Source organism: Limosilactobacillus pulli (assembly GCF_947381555.1).
GTDB classification, from domain to species: Bacteria; Bacillota; Bacilli; order Lactobacillales; family Lactobacillaceae; genus Limosilactobacillus; species Limosilactobacillus pulli.
In genome coordinates this window covers 44,369-64,212 of sequence record NZ_CANCWQ010000002.1, presented here as the reverse complement: position 1 = coordinate 64,212, position 19,844 = coordinate 44,369, and the positions used below count along the sequence as shown (strand labels likewise).

At 47.1% G+C, this 19,844-nt stretch carries 18 protein-coding genes; 12 read left to right on the top strand and 6 right to left on the bottom strand.

Features of this window, described 5'->3' with window-relative positions; translation table 11 throughout:
• Nucleotides 1–114: 114 nt before the first annotated feature.
• Nucleotides 115–957: a DNA-binding domain-containing protein gene (locus QOS03_RS01100; RefSeq protein WP_283575074.1), complete on the bottom strand. Its 843-nt coding sequence runs from the start codon at nucleotides 955–957 to the stop codon at nucleotides 115–117.
• A gap of 289 nt (nucleotides 958–1,246) precedes the next feature.
• Here QOS03_RS01100 and argF point away from each other — a divergent pair, with 289 nt between their 5' ends.
• Nucleotides 1,247–2,248 (top strand): ornithine carbamoyltransferase, encoded by a 1,002-nt coding sequence (gene argF / locus QOS03_RS01095; protein WP_006500908.1) that lies wholly within the window; start codon nucleotides 1,247–1,249, stop codon nucleotides 2,246–2,248.
• A 49-nt stretch (nucleotides 2,249–2,297) separates the two neighbouring features.
• Complete coding sequence (arcC, locus tag QOS03_RS01090) at nucleotides 2,298–3,230, top strand: carbamate kinase (RefSeq protein WP_006500909.1); 933 nt, start codon at nucleotides 2,298–2,300, stop codon at nucleotides 3,228–3,230.
• 246 nt (nucleotides 3,231–3,476) lie between these two features.
• Here the strand turns inward: arcC and QOS03_RS01085 are convergent, their stop codons facing one another.
• Nucleotides 3,477–4,451 carry a GMP reductase gene (locus tag QOS03_RS01085; RefSeq protein WP_272215935.1) on the bottom strand — a complete coding sequence of 325 codons (975 nt, stop codon included), beginning with the start codon at nucleotides 4,449–4,451 and terminating at the stop codon, nucleotides 3,477–3,479.
• A gap of 211 nt (nucleotides 4,452–4,662) precedes the next feature.
• Here QOS03_RS01085 and QOS03_RS01080 point away from each other — a divergent pair, with 211 nt between their 5' ends.
• The 5 genes from QOS03_RS01080 (at nucleotide 4,663) to pyrE (ending at nucleotide 9,171) form a co-directional block, all read left to right on the top strand.
• On the top strand, nucleotides 4,663–5,952 hold the full coding sequence (locus QOS03_RS01080) for an adenylosuccinate synthase (protein ID WP_169461837.1): 1,290 nt from the start codon (nucleotides 4,663–4,665) through the stop codon (nucleotides 5,950–5,952).
• Nucleotides 5,953–6,220: 268 nt separating this feature from the next.
• Nucleotides 6,221–6,751, top strand: coding sequence for a bifunctional pyr operon transcriptional regulator/uracil phosphoribosyltransferase PyrR (gene pyrR / locus QOS03_RS01075; protein ID WP_006500912.1), 531 nt, complete (start codon nucleotides 6,221–6,223; stop codon nucleotides 6,749–6,751).
• Nucleotides 6,752–6,884: 133 nt separating this feature from the next.
• Nucleotides 6,885–7,799, top strand: a complete 915-nt coding sequence (locus tag QOS03_RS01070) for a dihydroorotate dehydrogenase (protein ID WP_283575073.1) — start codon at nucleotides 6,885–6,887, stop codon at nucleotides 7,797–7,799.
• Nucleotides 7,799–8,530 (top strand): orotidine-5'-phosphate decarboxylase, encoded by a 732-nt coding sequence (gene pyrF, locus QOS03_RS01065; protein ID WP_283575072.1) that lies wholly within the window; start codon nucleotides 7,799–7,801, stop codon nucleotides 8,528–8,530. The genes QOS03_RS01070 and pyrF overlap by 1 nt, the downstream gene beginning before the upstream one ends.
• Before the next feature lie 2 nt (nucleotides 8,531–8,532).
• Entirely contained in the window at nucleotides 8,533–9,171 is a 639-nt protein-coding gene (pyrE, locus tag QOS03_RS01060) for an orotate phosphoribosyltransferase (RefSeq protein WP_283575071.1), read from the top strand.
• Between the two features lie 75 nt (nucleotides 9,172–9,246).
• On the opposite strand, the gene QOS03_RS01055 is transcribed toward pyrE, so the two are convergent.
• Nucleotides 9,247–9,654 (bottom strand): hypothetical protein, encoded by a 408-nt coding sequence (locus QOS03_RS01055; protein ID WP_283575070.1) that lies wholly within the window; start codon nucleotides 9,652–9,654, stop codon nucleotides 9,247–9,249.
• Nucleotides 9,655–9,811: 157 nt separating this feature from the next.
• Between QOS03_RS01055 and QOS03_RS01050 the strand changes: the two genes are divergently transcribed.
• Nucleotides 9,812–11,353 (top strand): glycosyltransferase, encoded by a 1,542-nt coding sequence (locus QOS03_RS01050; protein ID WP_283575069.1) that lies wholly within the window; start codon nucleotides 9,812–9,814, stop codon nucleotides 11,351–11,353.
• Entirely contained in the window at nucleotides 11,353–12,849 is a 1,497-nt protein-coding gene (gene asp1 / locus QOS03_RS01045; RefSeq protein WP_283575068.1) for an accessory Sec system glycosyltransferase Asp1, read from the top strand. The genes QOS03_RS01050 and asp1 overlap by 1 nt, the downstream gene beginning before the upstream one ends.
• Nucleotides 12,850–12,920: 71 nt before the next feature.
• Here asp1 and rlmD read toward each other — a convergent pair whose 3' ends face one another.
• Nucleotides 12,921–14,342, bottom strand: a complete 1,422-nt coding sequence (gene rlmD, locus QOS03_RS01040) for a 23S rRNA (uracil(1939)-C(5))-methyltransferase RlmD (protein WP_283575067.1) — start codon at nucleotides 14,340–14,342, stop codon at nucleotides 12,921–12,923.
• Nucleotides 14,343–14,822: 480 nt separating this feature from the next.
• On the opposite strand from rlmD, the gene brnQ reads away from it, so the two are divergent.
• The 3 genes from brnQ (at nucleotide 14,823) to QOS03_RS01025 (ending at nucleotide 18,247) form a co-directional block, all read left to right on the top strand.
• The gene (brnQ, locus tag QOS03_RS01035; RefSeq protein ID WP_283575066.1) at nucleotides 14,823–16,199 is read left to right on the top strand and encodes a branched-chain amino acid transport system II carrier protein; all 1,377 of its coding nucleotides are present in this window, start codon (nucleotides 14,823–14,825) and stop codon (nucleotides 16,197–16,199) included.
• A 195-nt stretch (nucleotides 16,200–16,394) separates the two neighbouring features.
• Entirely contained in the window at nucleotides 16,395–16,991 is a 597-nt protein-coding gene (locus QOS03_RS01030) for an NADPH-dependent FMN reductase (protein ID WP_408612051.1), read from the top strand.
• The gene (locus QOS03_RS01025; RefSeq protein ID WP_283575065.1) at nucleotides 16,991–18,247 is read left to right on the top strand and encodes an NAD(P)H-dependent oxidoreductase; all 1,257 of its coding nucleotides are present in this window, start codon (nucleotides 16,991–16,993) and stop codon (nucleotides 18,245–18,247) included. The genes QOS03_RS01030 and QOS03_RS01025 overlap by 1 nt, the downstream gene beginning before the upstream one ends.
• Nucleotides 18,248–18,308: 61 nt before the next feature.
• Here QOS03_RS01025 and dltD read toward each other — a convergent pair whose 3' ends face one another.
• Together dltD and dltC are read right to left on the bottom strand one after the other, a co-directional pair.
• Nucleotides 18,309–19,604: a D-alanyl-lipoteichoic acid biosynthesis protein DltD gene (gene dltD, locus QOS03_RS01020; RefSeq protein WP_283575064.1), complete on the bottom strand. Its 1,296-nt coding sequence runs from the start codon at nucleotides 19,602–19,604 to the stop codon at nucleotides 18,309–18,311.
• A complete protein-coding gene (dltC, locus tag QOS03_RS01015; protein ID WP_283575063.1) occupies nucleotides 19,597–19,836 on the bottom strand; it encodes a D-alanine--poly(phosphoribitol) ligase subunit DltC in 240 nt (79 codons plus the stop codon). Before dltC ends, dltD begins: the two co-directional genes overlap by 8 nt.
• Nucleotides 19,837–19,844: the final 8 nt, after the last annotated feature.

Below are 19,844 nucleotides of genomic sequence, written 5' to 3'. Positions count from 1 at the left end.
TTCTAACAAAATAAAATAACTTTAATAATAGAAATGGCCGAAGATCAACGCATTAAGCAACGTAATCTTCAGCCATTTTTTTGTTTTGAGACTCTATTCTCAGCTTTATTTTGATTATTTTTCAATGATGCTTTCTTGCAATAGACCATCAAAAAAGTGCTGCAGCGAAATCTGACCGCCGTTGTTTTGTACGCCTTTGAGTTTTAAAACTTCATTATGCACGTTTTTATAGCCAAAGAGATTGTTGGCATATTCCATTAAAATCTCGTTGTCTGGATAATCTAAAAACATGTTGGCCAGATTGTTGAGCCCAACTTTGAGTGCCCGACGAATTCTTTGAAAAACGATTTTTTTGGTATGGGCATCAAAATGTAAAATGCCGGCAAAGTCGATGTCGTTAAAGCCCAGCTTTTGGTCAACCATCAATGAAATAATACGAATGATGTCTTGAGAGCCGGTTTCGGCCGTAATCCCCAAAAAGCGCAGAATTGACTTGATTCGATCAACTTGCTGACGCTGCTGCGATTGTGGCAGATGATAAGGAGCACTGCTGCCGACCAGCTCAAAAATGCGGTTGAGCTTATCGGTCATCAATATATAGCTGGCGATCAAGCGGATAATATGCTTGGTTTCAGCCAGGTTGATTGGCTTTTCCAAGAAAAAATCAATGCCGGCCTGATAGGCAGCTGTACGGGTCTTGGCATCGCTGACTGATGACATCATGATGAAATGTGGCTGACTGTTGGCGGCCTTGAGCTTTTCAATCAGCTGGATCCCGGTCATCACCGGCATGCCATAGTCAACCAGCATAATGTCAACCCGCAGTCGCAATAGATCATCATAGGCCTGCTGCGGATTATCGGCGGCCCCGACGATTGAGTTGTTGAAGTCGTTTTCAATCAGATCGCTGAGCAGTGCAATGGTATCCGGATCATCGTCAGCAATGTAAAAATTCATAAAAATACCTCCTGAAGCATAAACATTCTCAAATTGAAGTTTTTGGAAAATCTTTGATGTTTCTTGAATTTTAACATTTTTAATTGATTGGAAACATCCTTTTTGCATGGTAATGTTTTATGCACCGATTTAATGCATATTTCTAAGATAGCGTTTACATTCCTTGATATATCAAGATTAAGATAACCAAAAAAATAAATTTTTCTTTTGAAGTATTTTGAATCATTGTGAAGATTACTGAAAACGGTTTCTATGATAGAGACTGTAATTAAGAAGGAGGAACTTAAAAATGTCATTTAACTTACGTAACCGCAGTTTCTTAACCCTGGCTGACTTTAACACCCGTGAAATGGAATACATGCTGAACCTGGCCGAAGATCTGAAGAAGGCTAAGTACACGGGTAATGAAGGCAAGCGTCTGGAAGGCAAGAACATTGCCTTGATTTTTGAAAAGAGTTCTACTCGTACTCGTTGTTCATTTGAAGTTGGTGCCAAAGACGAAGGTGCTCACGTAACCTACCTTGGCCCATCTGGTTCTCACATTGGCCACAAGGAATCCGTTAAGGACACGGCTCGCGTATTGGGTGGGATGTTCGATGGTATTGAATACCGTGGCTTCTCCCAACGCAACGTTGAAATTCTGGCTAAGTACTCTGGCGTTCCAGTTTGGAATGGTCTGACTGATGAAGACCACCCAACCCAAGTTCTGGCTGACTTCCTGACTGCTAAGGAAGTTCTGAAGAAGAACTACCAAGACATCAAGTTTGCCTTTGTTGGTGACGGTCAAGACAACGTATCCAACGCTCTGATGCTGGGTGCTGCTGTTATGGGTATGGAATACCACGTTGTAACGCCTAAGGAACTTGAACCAACTAAGGAAACGCTGGACAAGGCTAACGAAATTGCCAAGGAAACTGGTGCCAAGATCGTCGTAACCAACGACATCAAAGAAGGTGTCAAGGGCATGGACGTTATCTACGCTGACGTTTGGGTATCCATGGGTGAATCCGACGACATGTGGGAAAAGCGGATCAAGCTGCTGAAGCCATACCAAGTAACGATGGACGTTATGAAGGCTACTGAAAACCCTAACGTTATCTTCGAACACTGCCTGCCTGCATTCCACAACCTGGACACTGAGGTTGGTCGTGAAATCGAAAAGAAGTTTGGCCTTAAGGAAATGGAAGTTACTGACGAAGTCTTTGAAAGCAAGCACTCCGTTGTCTTCCGTGAAGCCGAAAACCGGATGCACACCATCAAAGCCGTTATGGTTGCCACTCTTGGTGAATAATTAAACATCCACATCATTAATTGATTCTATTACCAAGGGGGAACTGCATATGGCTAAAGTAGTAGTTGCATTAGGGGGCAATGCTTTAGGCAAGACACCTGAAGAACAGCTTGAATTGGTTAAGAACACGGCTTGGTCTTTGATCAGCCTGGTATCTTCAGGTAACCAAGTAGTTATCAGTCATGGGAATGGTCCACAGGTTGGGGCGATCAATCTGGGCATGAACTATGCCGCTGAAAATGGCAAGGCACCTGCCTTTCCATTCCCAGAATGTGGCGCGATGAGCCAAGGCTACATTGGCTATCACCTGCAGCAGAGTCTGCAAAACGAGCTGCACCGTCGCTGGATGAACAAGAACGTGGTTACGATGGTTACACAAGTTGCCGTTGACCCAAAGGACCAGGCCTTTGAAAATCCAACGAAGCCAGTTGGCGATTTCTACACTAAGGAACAAGCCGAAGCAATCGAAAAGGAAAAAGGCTACACGTTTGTTGAAGACGCTGGCCGTGGCTACCGTCAAGTTGTTCCATCACCACTGCCAAAGCGGATCTTGGAAATCGACAGTATCAACAAGCTGATCGAAGCCGGCGACCTGGTTATCGCAGGTGGCGGGGGTGGGGTTCCCGTTATCTTTACTGATGATGGTCTGCAAGGCGTGCCAGCCGTTATCGACAAGGACCGGACGAGTGCTCTGTTGGCTGACAACATTGACGCTGACAAGCTGATCATTCTGACGGCGGTTGACTATGTCTATGTTCACTACAACCAACCAGATCAAAAGACGCTGAAGAAACTGACGATTTCTGAAGCCAAGAAGTACATCGACGAAAAGGAATTCGCTGCCGGCAGCATGCTGCCTAAGATCGAAGCCTGCATGTCATTTGTCAAGGATCACCCAGACCGTGAAGCCATCATCACTTCACTTAGCGGTTTGAAGGATGCCTTGGCTGGCAAGCTGGGTACGGTTATCGTTGATGGCTAGTTCAAAATAACTCCTTAAATCCACTGACGTAAGTCTCCCAAGCATTAATACCAATAGCAAAAGAGCCGTCTCGCCAAATAGCGGGGCGGCTCTTTTTGATTTAATTAAAAAGCGAGTGAGAAAAAACGCCGAAAATCAGCTTGCGACCGATTTTCGGCGTTTGTTTTCGACCCAGCCAGCTACTGTGCTGAGGCATTATTATCCATCATTAAGCGGTTGAGTTAATTCTCAGCCTCTTGATGTTGATTAATAGTCACCGTTTAAGATGGAATTTTTAACGACCACATAGTCAACCTTGGTAATGGACTTGAGATCGCGACCACCGGCGTAAGAGATTGAGGATTGCAGATCTTCTTGCATCTCCAGCAAGGTGTCTTTGATTGAACCGCGGAATGGTACCAGCATCTGCTTACCTTCAACGTTGCGGTAGGCGCCTTTTTGTACTTCTGAAGCTGAACCCCAGTATTGCTTGTAGCGCTTGCCGTCAATGGTGATTAAGTGACCAGGTGATTCCTGGTGACCAGCCAAAAGCGAGCCGATCATGACCATGGATGCACCGAAGCGAACCGACTTGGCAATATCGCCGTTATGACGAATTCCGCCATCAGCGATCAAAGGCTTGCTAGCGGCCTTGCTGCACAGGCGCAAGGCGGCCAGCTGCCAGCCCCCGGTCCCAAAACCGGTTTTCAGCTTAGTGATGCAGGCCTTACCGGGACCAACGCCAACCTTAGTAGCATCCGCACCGGCATTTTCCAGTTCACGGACGGCTTCTGGCGTGGCCACGTTGCCGGCAGTCAAAAATGATTCAGGCAATTGTTGCTTGATATGGTGAATCATTTTAATTACGTAATCAGAGTGTCCGTGAGCAACGTCAATCGTAATGTATTCAGGGACTAAATGTTCGGATTTTAATTGATCGATAAAATCGTATTCACTGTCCTTGATGCCGACCGAGATGGAGGCAAACAAACCGCGATCGTGCATCCGCTTAACGAAGTCAGCACGGTCTTCTGGTTGAAAACGATGCATTACGTAGTAGTAGTCATTTTGGGCCAGCCAAACTGCTAGATCCTCATCAATCACGCTTTCCATGTTAGCAGGAACGACTGGGATCTTAAAGGTCTTAGGGCCAAATTTAACGCTGGTATCGGCCTCGCTGCGACTCTTGATGATGCACTTGTTGGGCACCAGTTGAATATCATCGTAATCAAAAGTTTCCATGAGTCAATGCTCCTTTGTGGCTAAAAAATGTAATACGTTAAACCTTAGCTATTATGCACAATCAAATTTAAGTCGTCAAGCATAAAACGCACATTTTTAATTGGGCTTTTTAAAAACGTTCGGTTAATATCTTGCAAATTTTAGGTAAATCGTATAATATCATTGAGTAAGTACGTGCTCATAAAGAAATTTTGGATGAGGTGACTAATTAATGGCATCAGTAGTAATCGTCGGCAGTCAATGGGGCGACGAGGGCAAGGGTAAAATGACCGACTATCTCAGTCAGGAAGCCGATGTCGTCGTTCGTTCGCAAGGGGGAAACAATGCTGGCCATTCCATTATCTTTGATGGCAAAAAGTTTGCGCTGCGTTTGATTCCTTCAGGGATTTTTGGTGCTAAGAAGCTTTCTGTAATCGGCAATGGGGTTGTAGTAAATCCTAAGGCACTGCTCGAAGAAATCCATTATTTAAACGATAATGGCATCAGTACAGATGGCCTTAAGATCTCGAACCGCGCTCATGTAACCTTGCCTTACCACCTGTTGCTTGACAAGTGCCAAGAAGAAGCCAAGGGTGACAAGAAAGTTGGTACCACACAAAAGGGGATTGGGCCAACCTATATGGACAAGGTTGCTCGGACTGGGATCCGGATGTGCGATCTGCTGGAACATGACGTTTTTGCTGAAAAGCTGCGGGCCAACCTGGCTGCTAAAAACGAGCTGTTTACGAAGATCTACCATGTTGAGCCACTCGAATTCGATGATATCTTTAATGAATACTACGAGTACGGTCAAGAACTGAAGAAATACGTTACTGATACCTCGCTGTTGGTCAACAATGAGTTAGATGATGACAAAAAAGTCCTGTTTGAAGGTGCGCAAGGGACGATGCTGGATATTGATGACGGTACCTACCCATATGTAACCTCCTCCAACTCTGGGGCGGCTGGTGCACCAACCGGAGCGGGTGTGGGCCCTAACAAGATCGACACGGTCGTAGGTATCTGCAAGGCCTACTGCACGCGAGTCGGCGCTGGTCCTTTCCCAACGGAGCTGCATGATGAGATTGGCGACCACATTCGCGAAGTCGGTCATGAATACGGTGTCGTAACTGGTCGTCCACGGCGGGTTGGCTGGTTTGACTCGGTTGCTATGCGTCATGCACGTCGGGTTGATGGTATGACCTACTTGAGTCTGAATCTGTTGGATGTTTTGTCAGGCTTAAAGACGGTCAAGATCTGTAAGGCCTACCGTCTGGATGGTCAAGAAATTGACTACTACCCAGCCAGTCTGGCCGAATTGGACCGCTGTGAACCAGTCTATGAAGAACTGCCAGGTTGGGAAGGTGACATTACGCAGATCAAGAGTTATGATGAGCTGCCAGAAAACGCCAAGAACTACCTGAAGCGGATTTGTGAATTATCCCAAACGCCACTGGCTACGATCTCGGTCGGCCCAGACCGTGAGCAGACGATTATTTTGCATGATCCTTGGTTAGGCTAATCAAAATTAAATTAGGCTCGGTACTGCAATGTATCGGGCTTTTTGGTTTGAAGAGAGGTTAATAAGATGTTGCTTGATTAAGTCTTCATTAGAATTGGTGCTGATGGTTGACACTGCTGAGCTAGGCAGTTACACTAACAATTAAAGTATTGAGCACCTTTAACTTGGTCCCGTGAGGCTGAAAAGGAACGGATAAATGTTGCGTCTCCTCGTTTTGGTGCGAAGAGACGTTTTTTCTTTCAGCAATTAAAATAAAGGAGTGAACTTCATGGCTCATGAAATCGTTGACGGTTCAAGCATGCAGCGGGCACTGACCCGTATTACCTATGAGATTATCGAACAAAACAAGGGTGTCGAAAACCTGGTCTTTGTTGGAATCAAAACCCGTGGCGTCTATCTGGCTCAGCGGCTTGCCAAGCGCATGGAACAGCTGGAGGGGGTCAAGGTGCCAGTTGGAACGCTCGACATTACGCTGTATCGTGATGACCGTCATCGTCCTGATCACAAGGTAGAGCCAGAAGTCAAGACGACCGATCTCGGCGTCGACATCAACGATAAGCACGTAATCTTGGTTGATGACGTGCTGTTTACGGGACGGACGGTACGAGCTGCTTTAGACGCCTTGATGGACATGGGACGCCCTAAGCGAATCTCATTGGCGGTTTTGGTTGATCGCGGACACCGTGAGCTGCCGATCCGGCCTGATTTTGTGGGTAAGAACATTCCAACGTCAACTAATGAAACGGTACACGTGGCGGTTGAAGAATACGACGGTCACGAAGATATCTCAATTGAATAATCCAACTTAGCGTTGCCATTTAATGAACTCCAGAGAGGGTCAAACGGTGCGGTGAGGTTTTTAACCAACCCTAAAAAAGCATCAGTGCTCTCCTGAAGTGAGTCACTGATGCTTTTTTTGAAAGGGGAAAATTATGAGTCGTTTATCAGTTTCACTTCCAGGGCTGCATTTGAAAAATCCGGTCATCCCAGCCAGCGGAACCTGCTGGTATGGTCAAGAGATTGCACGCAACTATGATTTAAACAAGTTGGGATCACTGGTTATCAAATCAACCACCAAGAACCCGCGTAAGGGCAATCCAGCGCCACGGGCCTGTGAAACGTCGGCAGGTTGGTTGAATGCCTATGGTCTGAACAATGCCGGTGTTGATAACGTAGTCAGCGAAAAGCTGCCATGGCTGGCACAAAACTATCCTGAACTGCCGGTGATTGCCAGTGCGGCCGGCTTTAGCGAGGAAGAATATGAAGAGGTGGCTGCCAAGCTTGGTACCTCGCCTTATGTCAGCGCTATGGAACTAAACGTCTCCTGCCCTAATGTTAAGCATGGTGGTCTGGCAATGGGGACCGATCCGGAGCTGCTGGAACGACTGACGCGGCGCTGCGTGGCAGTTTCCAACGTGCCCGTATACGTTAAATTGACACCTAATATTATCGATATTGTTCCTCTGGCTAAGGCGGCCATCAATGGTGGTGCAGCTGGTCTGACGATGATTAATACGTTGACCGGGATGGCAATTGATCTCAAGACGCGCAAACCCAAACTGGCTAATGTAACGGGTGGTCTTTCTGGTGCTGCCTTAAAGCCAATCGCTCTGCGGATGATTCACCAGGTGCGTGAGTTCTCCAATATTCCAATCATTGGTGTTGGTGGAGTTGAAAGTCCTGAAGACGTTTTGGAATTTATGATGGCCGGTGCCAATGCGGTTGAGGTTGGAGCCGCCAGTTTCCATGATCCACTGGCTTGTCCAAAAATTATTGACCAGCTGCCAACGGTGATGGATTATTATGGTATTGAAAAACTGACAGATCTGAATGAGGTACGATTTTAATGGAACGATTTGAACCTATGGTGGCCATCGACGTTGATACGAAGCAGGCCGCATTAAAGCTTTTTGATGAACTCTCTAATGACACCGATCATACGCCGATCGTTAAAATCGGTATGGAGCTGTACTATGCATTTGGTCCCGGCATCGTTAAGGAAGCCAAGCAGCGCGGCTTTAAGGTATTCTTGGATCTGAAGCTTTACGATATTCCAAACACCGTTAAGCGGGCCATGATTGCAATTGGTAAAATGGGCGTTTCATTTGTTACCACGCACGCTGCTGGTGGCAGTGAGATGCTGCAGGCAGCCAAAGAAGGTCTAAAACAAGGTGCCGCACAGGCTGACTATCCGATGCCCAAGCTGTTGGCAATTACTGAGCTGACTTCGATTGACGACCGGATTTTACATGAAGAGCAGCATGTTGACTTCAGCTTGATTGAGGCCGTGCAAAACTATGCTCAGCTTTCGGAAAAGAACGGTCTGGATGGGGTAATCTGCTCCGCACAAGAAGTCAGAGCCATTCGTGAGGTTACCGGTCCTGACTTTTTATGCGTAACGCCAGGGATTCGGCCCAATCTACAGGTTCATGATGATCAAAAGCGGGTCGTAACGCCACAGCAGGCTCGTGAACTGGGCAGCAATGGGATCGTTGTTGGTCGGCCAATCACGTTGGCTGAAGATCCAATCAGTGCCTACAAGGCTATTCGTCATGCATTTATGGAAGGGGAAGACTAAATATGTCAATACAAGCCGAAATCGTTGCCAAGGATCTTTTGGACATTCAAGCAATTACCTTGAGCCCCGACAAGCCATTTACCTGGGCCAGCGGACTGCATTCACCAATCTACACCGACAACCGGTTAACGATCTCTTATCCAGCTGTTCGTCGCAACATCTATGAAGGCATGGTACAACTGATCAACGAACACTTTGAAGATGTTGACGTGATTGCAGGGACTGCTACGGCTGGGATTCCCCATGCAGCTTGGGTTGCTGAAGAAATGGGCCTGCCAATGATCTACGTACGCTCTAAGCCAAAGGATCATGGTCAAGGCAAGCAGATGGAAGGCGTTTTGTATGAAGGCCAGCGCGTGGTCGTTATTGATGACTTGATCTCGACTGGCGGCAGTGTCTTAAAAGCCGTTAAAGCCGTAGAAAAAGAAGGTGCAGACGTGGTTGGCGTAGTTTCCGTCTTTACTTACGAACTGCCGGCTGCCGATGACAACTTTGCCCAGTTTGGTATTCCATACTACTCGGTAACCAACTATACGACTTTGATTGAAACAGCTGAAAAGACTGACTTGATCGATCGCAACCAGATGAAGGACCTGCATGAATGGCGCAAGGATCCAGCAGCCTGGTCAGCCCGACACTAAAGATCTAACTAAAATACATGCCAATTTTGGCTAATTTTGATTCAAAAAAAACGATAGCGAATTCGCTATCGTTTTTTATTGACGATATTTTTCCTTCCAGTAGCCGGATTGAGTCAAAAGCTCCTTGGAATGCTCATCGGCTGGATAGTATCCTTTAGTGAACAGATGCCTGAAGTACATCATGTTGTAGAAGAAGCAGAAGAACAGCGTTGGCCATGGAAAATCAAGCATCCAGTTCCACTTAAAGAATAAGGCGACCAAAACATAGTCCAGATCCAAAACGATCATTAAAAAGAAATTGTACCAGTCATTGCGAAATAGGGCTGGAAAAGGACCAAACAAAAAGATGGTCCAGGAAAATCCTACCTTGGCAATGCGCATATCGCCTTCTGCATTCTTGATTTTGGCATAGTTTGGCGGTATTGGCAGATTGTTGAAAAAGTCTTGATTGTTTTGATTGTTGTTGCCAAATGGATTCTGCATCCGGCCCGGCCTCCCTTAGTACGTTTATTATCTATCAATCATAACATAACTGTAGTTGCTGACCTAATAATGTCAACAGCTCAATCATGCTTTCTTCACATTCCAATGTTACACTTGATCAGGTAAGAATGAGTAAAAAAGAAAGTGACGTGAGACAATGCTGTTGTTTTTAAATGATAATCTGCAGCGTAACCAATCGGGGATTGAACACGCCCAGATCAAGCGGCTTAATCTGTTTAAACAATTTCAAGAGCCAGCCAAGATCGTGACGCGACAGTATTCAAACGAGCTGCATATGATCGTTAATGAGGCTGGAATTGAGGATCAGGATTTTATCAACCTATTTGACTATTTTCAAGATGCTTGTCTGGTTCCACACCGCATCGTCAAGCTCCAAGATCTACATTTAAATCCTAAGTGGAAGCGCAAGGCAGACGGGATCAGCTATAACTATTATGATGGCAAAACACGGGTCATGTACGTGCGGCGGCGCAATGATCGCGATCGCAGCATCATTAATCTGCAGTATTTTGACCATTTTGGCAAGCTACTCAAGGTTATCTGGTACGATATCCGTGGTTTTGCTTCTGTGGAACAGCTATACGACTGGGAAGGTCAGATTGCCGTTGAAAATTATCTGCGTCCCAATGGTCAGCTGGCACTGCAGAAGGTCAACTTTAAGGATCGTCGCCAACAAAAGCTGACCAGCTATCATTTGTTTGACTGGCATGGCAAGGACTGGCAGTTTGCTAACTTTGATGAGCTGACGCGCTTTTTCTATGATCAATTAATCCAGGATCTTGAGTCTGCCGGTAATGGTCCACTGGGGTTGGTTGTGGATCGTGTCTATGAACTGGGCTGGGCCGTCTTAAACATGCATCACCGCGTCTTTCGCGTCATGCAGTTGCATAACGATCACGTTAACGATCCCAGTGATATGCTGCACTCAACCTTAAACTATAACTATCAGTGGGGACTGGATCACTTAAAGGATTGGGACGGCGTGATTGCTCTGACGCCGCAGCAGCAGGCTGACGTTGAAGAACGCTTTGGCAATCAAGGCGTCAAGATCTATCGAATTCCCGGACCGATCGTTAGTGATGCCGTCTTAAACGCGCCACATGTCGACTTTAAGAAACGAGAGCGTGATCTGGTTGTAATGGTAGCCCGGCTTTCACCAGAAAAGCAGCAGGATCATCTGCTCTCGGCCTGGCCTAAGATTTTAAGAGCCGTTCCTAATGCTCACTTGGAGCTTTGGGGCTATGCTAACGACAACTTTGATCAAAAATTAAAAGAGCAGGTCAAAGCCGAGCATCTAGAAAACTCAGTAACGTTTTGTGGCTATACAACCGATGTCAATGCGGTTTATGAGCGGGCTCAGCTGCTGATTTTACCCAGCCGTGCGGAAGGATTGCCATTGTCTTTGGTTGAGGCGCAGTCACGCGGGCTGCCGATTGTGGCCAATGACATCAAATATGGCCCAGCTGACGTTGTGATCGATCATCAAGATGGATTATTGACTAAAAATGGCGATATTGATGGTCTGGCTCAGGCAATTATCAGTCTGTTGACCAATCAGCAAAAACTGGCTGAATTCAGCGAGCATGCCTATCAAGACAGTGCCCGCTACTCGGCTGTCAACGTCATGAAGTTATGGAACGGGCTGCTTGATGATATGAAAAAGGGGGCCAATAACTGATGGATTTTTTTGTTAATCAGTATCTGCTGGGAAAAAATTCCAGCGTCGAGCATGCCGAATTAAAGCGGCTGCAGCTGTTTAAGGATCATCAGACGCCGGCAAAGCTGGTTACGCGCGATTTTGATCCGGTACTTCATCGGACAATGCAGCGTTTTGGCGTGGCTAATAATCAGCTGGTCAATTTATATGACTTTTTTGCTCAGACCGTTGATTATCAAGGCCAGCCAATGCATACCGCAGATTTAAATCTTTCAATCGACTATCAGGTCGGTATGGGCAGTAATTTTCGCGAGGTCAGAGATGGCGGTCGGCTGGTAGCAACGATCTATTTTGCTGGCGGTACAATTGGTCAGATTCATCATGTCGATTGGTATGATCAATCCGGCAGCCTGACTATGCGCAACACCTATGACATTCGCGGTTTTAAGGCAGTTGATGAGTTTTTTGGTCAAGATGGTCATGAGTTTAATGCGCGCTACTATCGCCCCGATGGCCAAATGTATTTGGAGCGTTATTTTGTCAAATCGGTACAAAATACGCCGATCAACTCGCTTAACATCTTAAAAAACTGGTATGGTCAAGATCATTGGTTTGCCAGCGAAAATGAGCTGTTTGCTTTCTTTTTGGATGAACTGAATCGTGTCAATGGCGAAAATAACGTCTTTATCGCGGATCGTCCAGCCGTAGCGATTGATCCGATTCTGCACATGCAATCCAAGGCGCATCGCTATTTATGGCTGCCGATGAGTCATGTTAACGATGGTCAGGATCCATTGAAGGCACCATTAAACGGTCTTTTACAAAATGCACTAACTGAAAGTTTGTCGCAATGGGATGGGATTATCGTGATGACCCAAGCTCAAGCACGGATTTTGCAGCAGCGCTTGGGTAAACGAGCCCGTATTTTGACGATCAATGGTACACCGGTTAAAAAGGCTACTACGCGCGTTAAGATGGCTGATCGCACCCCTAACCAGCTGATCAGCGTCGGCCGTTTGGGTTATGACAAACAGACCGATCAGCTGCTCCAGATTTTTGCCCGCATCAAGGCGGCCGTTCCGACTGCACACCTGACGCTTTATGGCTATGGTGCGCCTAATGACGTAGCCAGCTTTAAAAAACTGGCACAAGATCTTAAATTAGGCGATGCCGTTGAGTTTGCCGACTATCAATACCCACTGGCGGCAGCCTTTGATCACGCCCAATTGATGCTCAACGCCAGCCGGATTGATGCTCAGCCCCTGGCGCTGGGGGAGGCGTTGGGTCATGGCGTGCCGGTAATCAGCTATAACTTCTCTTATGGCCCTGATGAGATGATCACCAACTATGAAAATGGGCGTTTGATTGCTTTAAATCATCCTGATGCCATGGTTAAGGCTGCTGTTGAGCTGCTCAACGATCCAGCTCGACTGCAGAAAATGAGTGATCATGCCTATGAGGAACTGGCCAATATAAGTGCCGCAGCCACCTGGAAGCAATGGCAGGCAGTCAGGTAGCGAATTTGAAGTTGGGCTCATCAAAAAAACTGCAGTCGGCAGGCGGCTGCAGTTTTTGTTTTAATTGAATTTTAGCGCCAACTGAGCTTAACAACGGCTTCGCAGCGTGGAGTCTGTGGCATCATATCAACCGGCTGGATCCAGTCAACGCGATAGACGCTGGAAAGGCGAGCCAGGTTCTTGGCCATTGTCGACATATTGCATGAAACGTAGGCAAACTTGGCTGGCTTGGCCTTGAGAATCTGTTCGATCAAAGCCTCATCCAGACCAGTCCGTGGCGGGTCAACGACCAAGGCATTAAATTTAAAGCCCTCTGCTTGCCAGCGCGGCATGACTTCTTCAGCGGTGCCGACCTCATAGCTGGTATTGTGGATGTTATTGAGTTTAGCGTTGTTGTTGGCATCTAAAACGGCTTCGGGAATAACTTCCATGCCTCGCACGCTTTTGACGCGGCTGGCCAGAGAAAGACCAATCGTGCCAATTCCGGCATAGGCGTCGACCAATACGTCATCAGGTCCCAATTCCATAGCCTGGGCTGCCTGTTCATAGAGCGTTTCGGTCTGAGCTGGGTTCAGCTGCAGAAATGAGCGGGCACTCAGATGAAAATCAAGTCCCATTAATGATTCAGTAATGTATTCTTGACCTGTCAGATGAATCATTTGATTACCCCAGACCAGCGGCGTGTCACCAGGGTTGACGTTTTGCTCGACCGACTTGACCTCAGGCAATTGCTGTTTGATCATGTCCAAAAGCTGGGCTTTATGAATCAGCTTGGCAGTATTGGTGATCAAGGTTACCTGCAGCTCATCGGTGGCCAGTGATTCACGAATGGCTACTGTTTTGATGATGCCGCTGTTGTTTTTTTCGTTATAGGCTGGGATTTTGAGTTCGTCCAACATCTTGACGATTGCGTGCATGGCCTTCATCGTACCTGGCATCTGGACGGCACATTCTTCCATGTCGACCACGTCATGACTGTTGGCACGGTAAAGTCCGGCAATCAGATGACCGTCTCGTTCGCGGATCTGAAACTGAGCCTTATTGCGGTAGCCGTATTGTTCTGGTGCTGCAATTGTTGGGTGGACGTCATAATTTTGCCAGCCCCGCGGCTTAAACTTGGCCAGACTGTCCAAGACGACCTGGCGCTTGAACTTTAATTGCTCTGGATAGGCTAGGCACTCAAATTCAAAGCCGCCTGCTTGACTGGCATAGCTGTCGCGCGGTTCGACTCTAAAGCGACTGGGCTTGCGCAGCTTGTGGAGCTTGGCTTCCAGGTAGCGGGGATGAACGGCAGTGACTTCGGCAACAACGACCTCATCTGGCAAGGCACCAGGAACAAAGCAGACCTTGTGCTTGAAATAGCCAATTCCCTGGCCCTCGATTCCCAGCTTGCGAATAGTTAGTGGGAATCGATCTCCGATATTGACCTCGACTGGCGGCTGAGATGTTTTTTGAAGACGACGATGGTTAAAGCGTGCGTGATTTTTTTCCATTGATTTATTTCTCCGTTCTGTTGCGTTTCAGTGGTCCTATTCTATCACATTGGCAGAATGGCCAAAAATTATTTATGATTTTTATTAAAAATGCATTGACTAAAAATGAGCTTAGCATTAGTATATTATTAAAGTTAATCATATCGAATGCAATGAAGAAAGAAGAGTAGTCTTTGGCCACCGCCAGCGAGTCCCGTTAGGTGAGAGGGGATCGGTTAAAGTCTTGGACGAAAATCACTTTCCAGTTTTCATCCTTAAACCTAGTAAGGACGGATGGTCGCACCCATTACCGTGCACGCGTATCGCTTCTTTAGGGAGCCGTACGTAAAAGACCGTGTCAGCGATGGCATGGTGAATCAGGGTGGTACCACGCGCTTGCGTCCCTTAACCGATTAATTTCGGTTAAGGGGCTTTTTTATTTACGGTGCAGCCAGTATTCGATATGAGTGATTTCTAATCAATTATTCGGGGGCATTAAAAATGGAATATCACACATCGAAAAAACTGACGACCAGACAGTATCTGGTTGTGGCATCACTGCTGTTTGGCCTGTTCTTCGGGGCTGGCAACCTAATCTTTCCGTTGCATCTGGGTCAATTGGCCGGCAGCCACTGGGTTGGCGCAGCAGTTGGCTTTTTGGTAACTGGGGTGGCCTTGCCGCTGCTTTCAGTCCTGGCGGTTGCCGTTACGCGCGCTGAAGGGGTCTTTGACATCGGTCGGCCATTGGGCGTTGGTTTTGCACTGGTCTTTATGGTACTGATTCACTTTACGATCGGACCGCTGTTTGGAACGCCACGGACGGCAACGGTTTCCTACACGGTTGGGGTGGCACCGTTCGTACCCAAAGCTGATCAGACGCTGGCGCTGTTCTTGTTCTCCTTAGTTTTCTTTGCCTTGGCTTATGCATTTGCCTATCGTGAAAATGACATTTTAACCAACGTCGGTAAAGTTTTGAATCCGGTCTTTTTGGTGCTGCTGTTCGTTGTCTTTGCCGTTGCTTTCGTTAATCCTTTTGCCAATCCATTTCACACGCAGGCAACGACGGCTTATGTACATGGCTCGTTTGTCAACGGCTTTTTGCAAGGCTACAACACGATGGATGCCTTGGCCGGGCTGGCCTTTGGGGTTACAGTCGTGACGGCGGTGCGCCAATTGGGGCAAAAGCGTGATAGCGACGTTGCTAAAGTGGTTGCTAAGTCCGGGATTATCGCAATGAGTGCCGTAGCGCTGATCTACGTGCTGTTGATCGTGGTTGGGGCCATGACGCTGGGCCATTTTAAGGTTTCGGCTGATGGTGGCGTGGCCTTCACTCAGCTGGTTAATGCCTATGCAGGTCGGTTAGGGCAAGCCGTATTAGCTGTTTTGATTACTGTAACCTGCCTGACGACGGCGGTTGGTCTGGTAGCTGCCTTTGCGCAAGACTTTCACAAGCATTTTCCTAAACTAAGCTATCATGCCTGGCTGTTTTTAACGACCTTGGCCTCATTTTTGGTTGCCAACTTTGGTTTGGAACAGATCATTGCCTGGTCGACGCCAATGCTGATGTTCTTGTACCCATTGGCAATGGTGCTGATTCTGCTGTCGGTTGCCTCACCGTTGTTCAAGCGGGATGGCGTAGTCTACTTCTTTGTTGTCTTGTTGACTATCGTACCGGCATTGGGTGATATGGTAGTCTCTTTCCCAAGTGTGGTTAGTGCCAGTGCTTTTGGTAAAATGGTTGCTGGCTGGCGAGCTGCTCTGCCATTGGCATCATATGGCCTATCCTGGCTGGTACCGGCACTGGTTGGACTAGCAATTGGTCTGTCGGTACACTGGTATCGTGAGCACAGTTTGTTAGCTGCCGGTGAGGAAAACTAATTAAATCACAAACTGAGCCGTTGTCTAAAGCTTTAGACAACGGCTTTTTTATCGCTGATAAATTTATTAATTTTACATTTTGAAATTAGTTTCACAAAATTTGTGCGGATCTATACAATCTCCCCAAAATTTATATTAAAATAGGCTAGTGCAATAATGCCAAGTATGGAGAGTATCATCATTAATAAGGAGTGAATGAATTTGAAGATTGTTGGAATTCCCGGCTCCAATGCCAACCATTCGTACAACCGAATGCTGCTCGAATACATGAGCAAGGCCTATGAGCATGACATGACGGTCGTTGACGTTCGCAATATTCCACTGTTCAATGAAAGTGCCAAGGAAACGCCAGCTGCCATCAAGGAAATGTCTGATGCAATCGAAGCCGCCGATGCCGTAGTGATTGCGTGCCCTGAAACGGACCACTCAGTCCCATCTTCTTTAAAGAGCATCATCGAGTGGCTGTCTTACCAGCTGCATCCATTTACCAACAAGCCGGTGCTTTTGGTGGGGGCTTCAACTGATGCGCAAGGTTCTTCGCGGGCTCAAGTCGACCTGCGTGACGTCATGATCTCACCAGGGGTCAACGCTCGGGTGTTCCAAAAAGAAGACTTCTTTATGAGTTTTGCCCAGAATCTGTTTGACGAAAATGGCGACATTACCGATCCCAGCACGATCAAGTTCTTGGACAAGTGTCTGCGTGACTTTGAATGCTTTGCCATTGCCAATGATGAAGAAGTCAAAATGGAAGAAGAAGCCTTGGCCAAAGCGGAAAAGGAGGCTGCTAAATAATGAAGTTTGTTGCAATCGTCGGTACGAACGCCGATTTTTCCTACAACCGGATTCTGCTGCATTTCATGAAGAAGCACTTCTGGCGCATGGCTGATATTGAAATTGCTGAAATTAAGGATCTGCCGGCCTTCAGCAAGGATGTGCCTTTTGATCAAACCACGCCGGTCTGGAAGCTTAAACAACAAATCAATGCTGCCGATGGGGTTATCTTTGCTACGCCTGAATATGACCATGCCGTACCTGCAGCCTTAAAGAGTGCAATGGAATGGCTGTCATACAAGTCAGCCGTGCTGCATGGCAAGCCAGCTATGATCGTAGGGGTTTCTTATGGTCGGCAGGCTTCAGCACGTGCTCAGCAACAAATGCGCAAAATGCTTTTGAGCCCAGACTGCAATGCCAACCTGCTTTCCGGTAACGAAGTCTTGATCGGCAATGCTGCCAAGGTCTTTAGCAAGGATGGCCGTTTGATCGACCAGGCCTGCGTTGATAATCTGGAAAAATGCTTTACTAATTTTGTTGAATATGCCGAACTTTTCAAGAATGCTTCTCGAGGTGAACAACTGATGTCTGCTAAACGTCCAATGATTGAAGATGCTTATGTCAACTTCCCAACCGGCCGTCTGTCGCTGCGTGAGATTCAAGCCATCTTCAACACGATTCCATTTGAGATTGACCTGATTGATGCTACGGATCGCTTTGCCTATTACTCAGACAAGCCAAACCGTGAACACATCCGTAACGTCAACCAGCTTGGTGAAACCTACAGTGAATGTCATCCACCAAAGGCTGTTCCTGCTGTTAAGGCGATCATCGACAGCTTTAAGAACGGCACCAAAGACGTAGTTGCGCGTCCATTGACGATGAATGGCCACCGGGTTTTGATCCGCTACTACGCTTTGCGTGATGTTGACGGCCACTACCTGGGTACGATTGAATTTACGGGTTCAGTTGATGATATCCTGAGCCTGGCTGAAAATGGTGCCTGGAGCGCTGATGCAACGTCCAGTGCCTCTCATGGCCATGCTGCACCGGCACCAGCTGCAGAACCAGCTCCAGCCATGGATGCAACAACGGGTGCCTCAGAAGACTCCAACGATGAACCAAGTACGCCAAGCGAACCAGCTGCTCCTGTCATGTCAGCTGCCGTAGAACGTGCTGAACAGGCTGAATCCGATGCCAACACGGGTGCTTCTGAAGCTGCTGATGATCCGGAAGAAACGGATGCTGATGCGATGACGGGTGCTTCCGAAAACTAAAATAACCGCATACTAAAAGAGCTCGCAGATTAATTCTTTCTGCGAACTCTTTTTATTTTGCCTATTTATCAAGATGTTCCTTGGTGAACTGATTCAAATTGGTTGTTGTTGGATCAAGATTTTGCCATTGTTTTGATAAAAAGGCCTTATTCATGTGATAGTGCGGCTGTGGCTGCTTTTGCTCCAAAAATGGCGCAATGCGGTGATCAAAGTTGACCCAGCCAGCCCAGCCAATATGAATAGTATCTTCCATAAAGCCTGGCTTGCCGCCATCGTGTGAGTAGTCAACGATATTGTTGAAACCTTGCGAGCGCAGCTGGTACTTGATCTTGTCAGCTGTCTGATAGTACATCGACATTGGCAGCCCAGTCATCTTTTCCCACTTGACATTAACCGGTGTAATCATAAAGACAACGTTGGTGTTGGTCTTTTTAAGCTGATTCAATACCACTTCCAGATCAGCATACTCGGGCGATTTGAGGTAGCTGTAGTGCTTTTGACTGCCAGGAACGCCCTTGAGATGACCTTTAACGCGTCGATCATAGAACTGATTGAGAATGCCAAAGCGGTTGTTGCTGCTGGAACGCTTAGCATCACTGATGGCTTCCTTGGTCAGTGCCTGATAGTCATAGTGCTTAGGCAGTTTTTTAATGCGCGGTTGAATGCGCTTGGCATAGTTGTCCTTTAAGAACCATCCCGAAAACAGGTCATCTTCATGCTTGAGTAGAGTTGACTCCACGTCGATATGAGTTCTGTCCCAGGAGCTGAGTGACTTGCCATCTGCGATCTTTTTGGCATAGTTGGCCACAGACCCTTCTGAACCCAGCAGTTTTACCAAGCGCTTAGCCGTGTAGCGATCGTATGGCGAATCAGGGTTGGCCTGCTTCAGCCAGGTCAGATTTGCGTAGGTGCCGTTGTAGTATTTAAAGGCTGATGGCATTACGCCTTCTTTAACGAACCATTGCGGCGAGATGATATAGACGGCTTTACCGTTTTTCATCTCGGATGCCATCATGGTCATATTGAACAGCTGTGGTAGCGACTGTGTACCACGCGATCCGAACAAAAACGGCGTGTAGTTATGGTAGCGAGCCGCCATGACTGCGGGATGATAGCGATCCATTCGATTCAACTCGCTGGAGCCAAAGAAGGGAATGTAGTTTTTCTTTTTATCCTGCATGGCCTCCACTTTGATCGAGCTGTTTTTAAAAACACGGGGGCTAAGCGAGTCGGCAGCTTTCTGCAGGGTTGCCTGGGAATGCGAGCTGCCCCAGGGTAAAGCAAAAAAAACTAGTACCAATAGGCAGGCTACGATCACCGGGCCAAAGATTGACCACAGTTTGCGACGGTTATTCATTTTCCAGTTCCTTTACCCGATCAATGATTTTTTCGACAGTATTCCATTGACTGCGGTCAAATTCCGAAACGGGAACTTGAATGTCGAACTCATCTTGCAGTGCCAGCAGCAATTGAACGGTTGCCATTGAGTCCAACAGACCATCGGCAAACAGGTCTTCTTGAGGATCGGCAAAATCGCTGGCGTCGCGACCGGTAGCTTCGGCTAAAAGTTGTTGAATTTGTTCTTGCATGATATAAC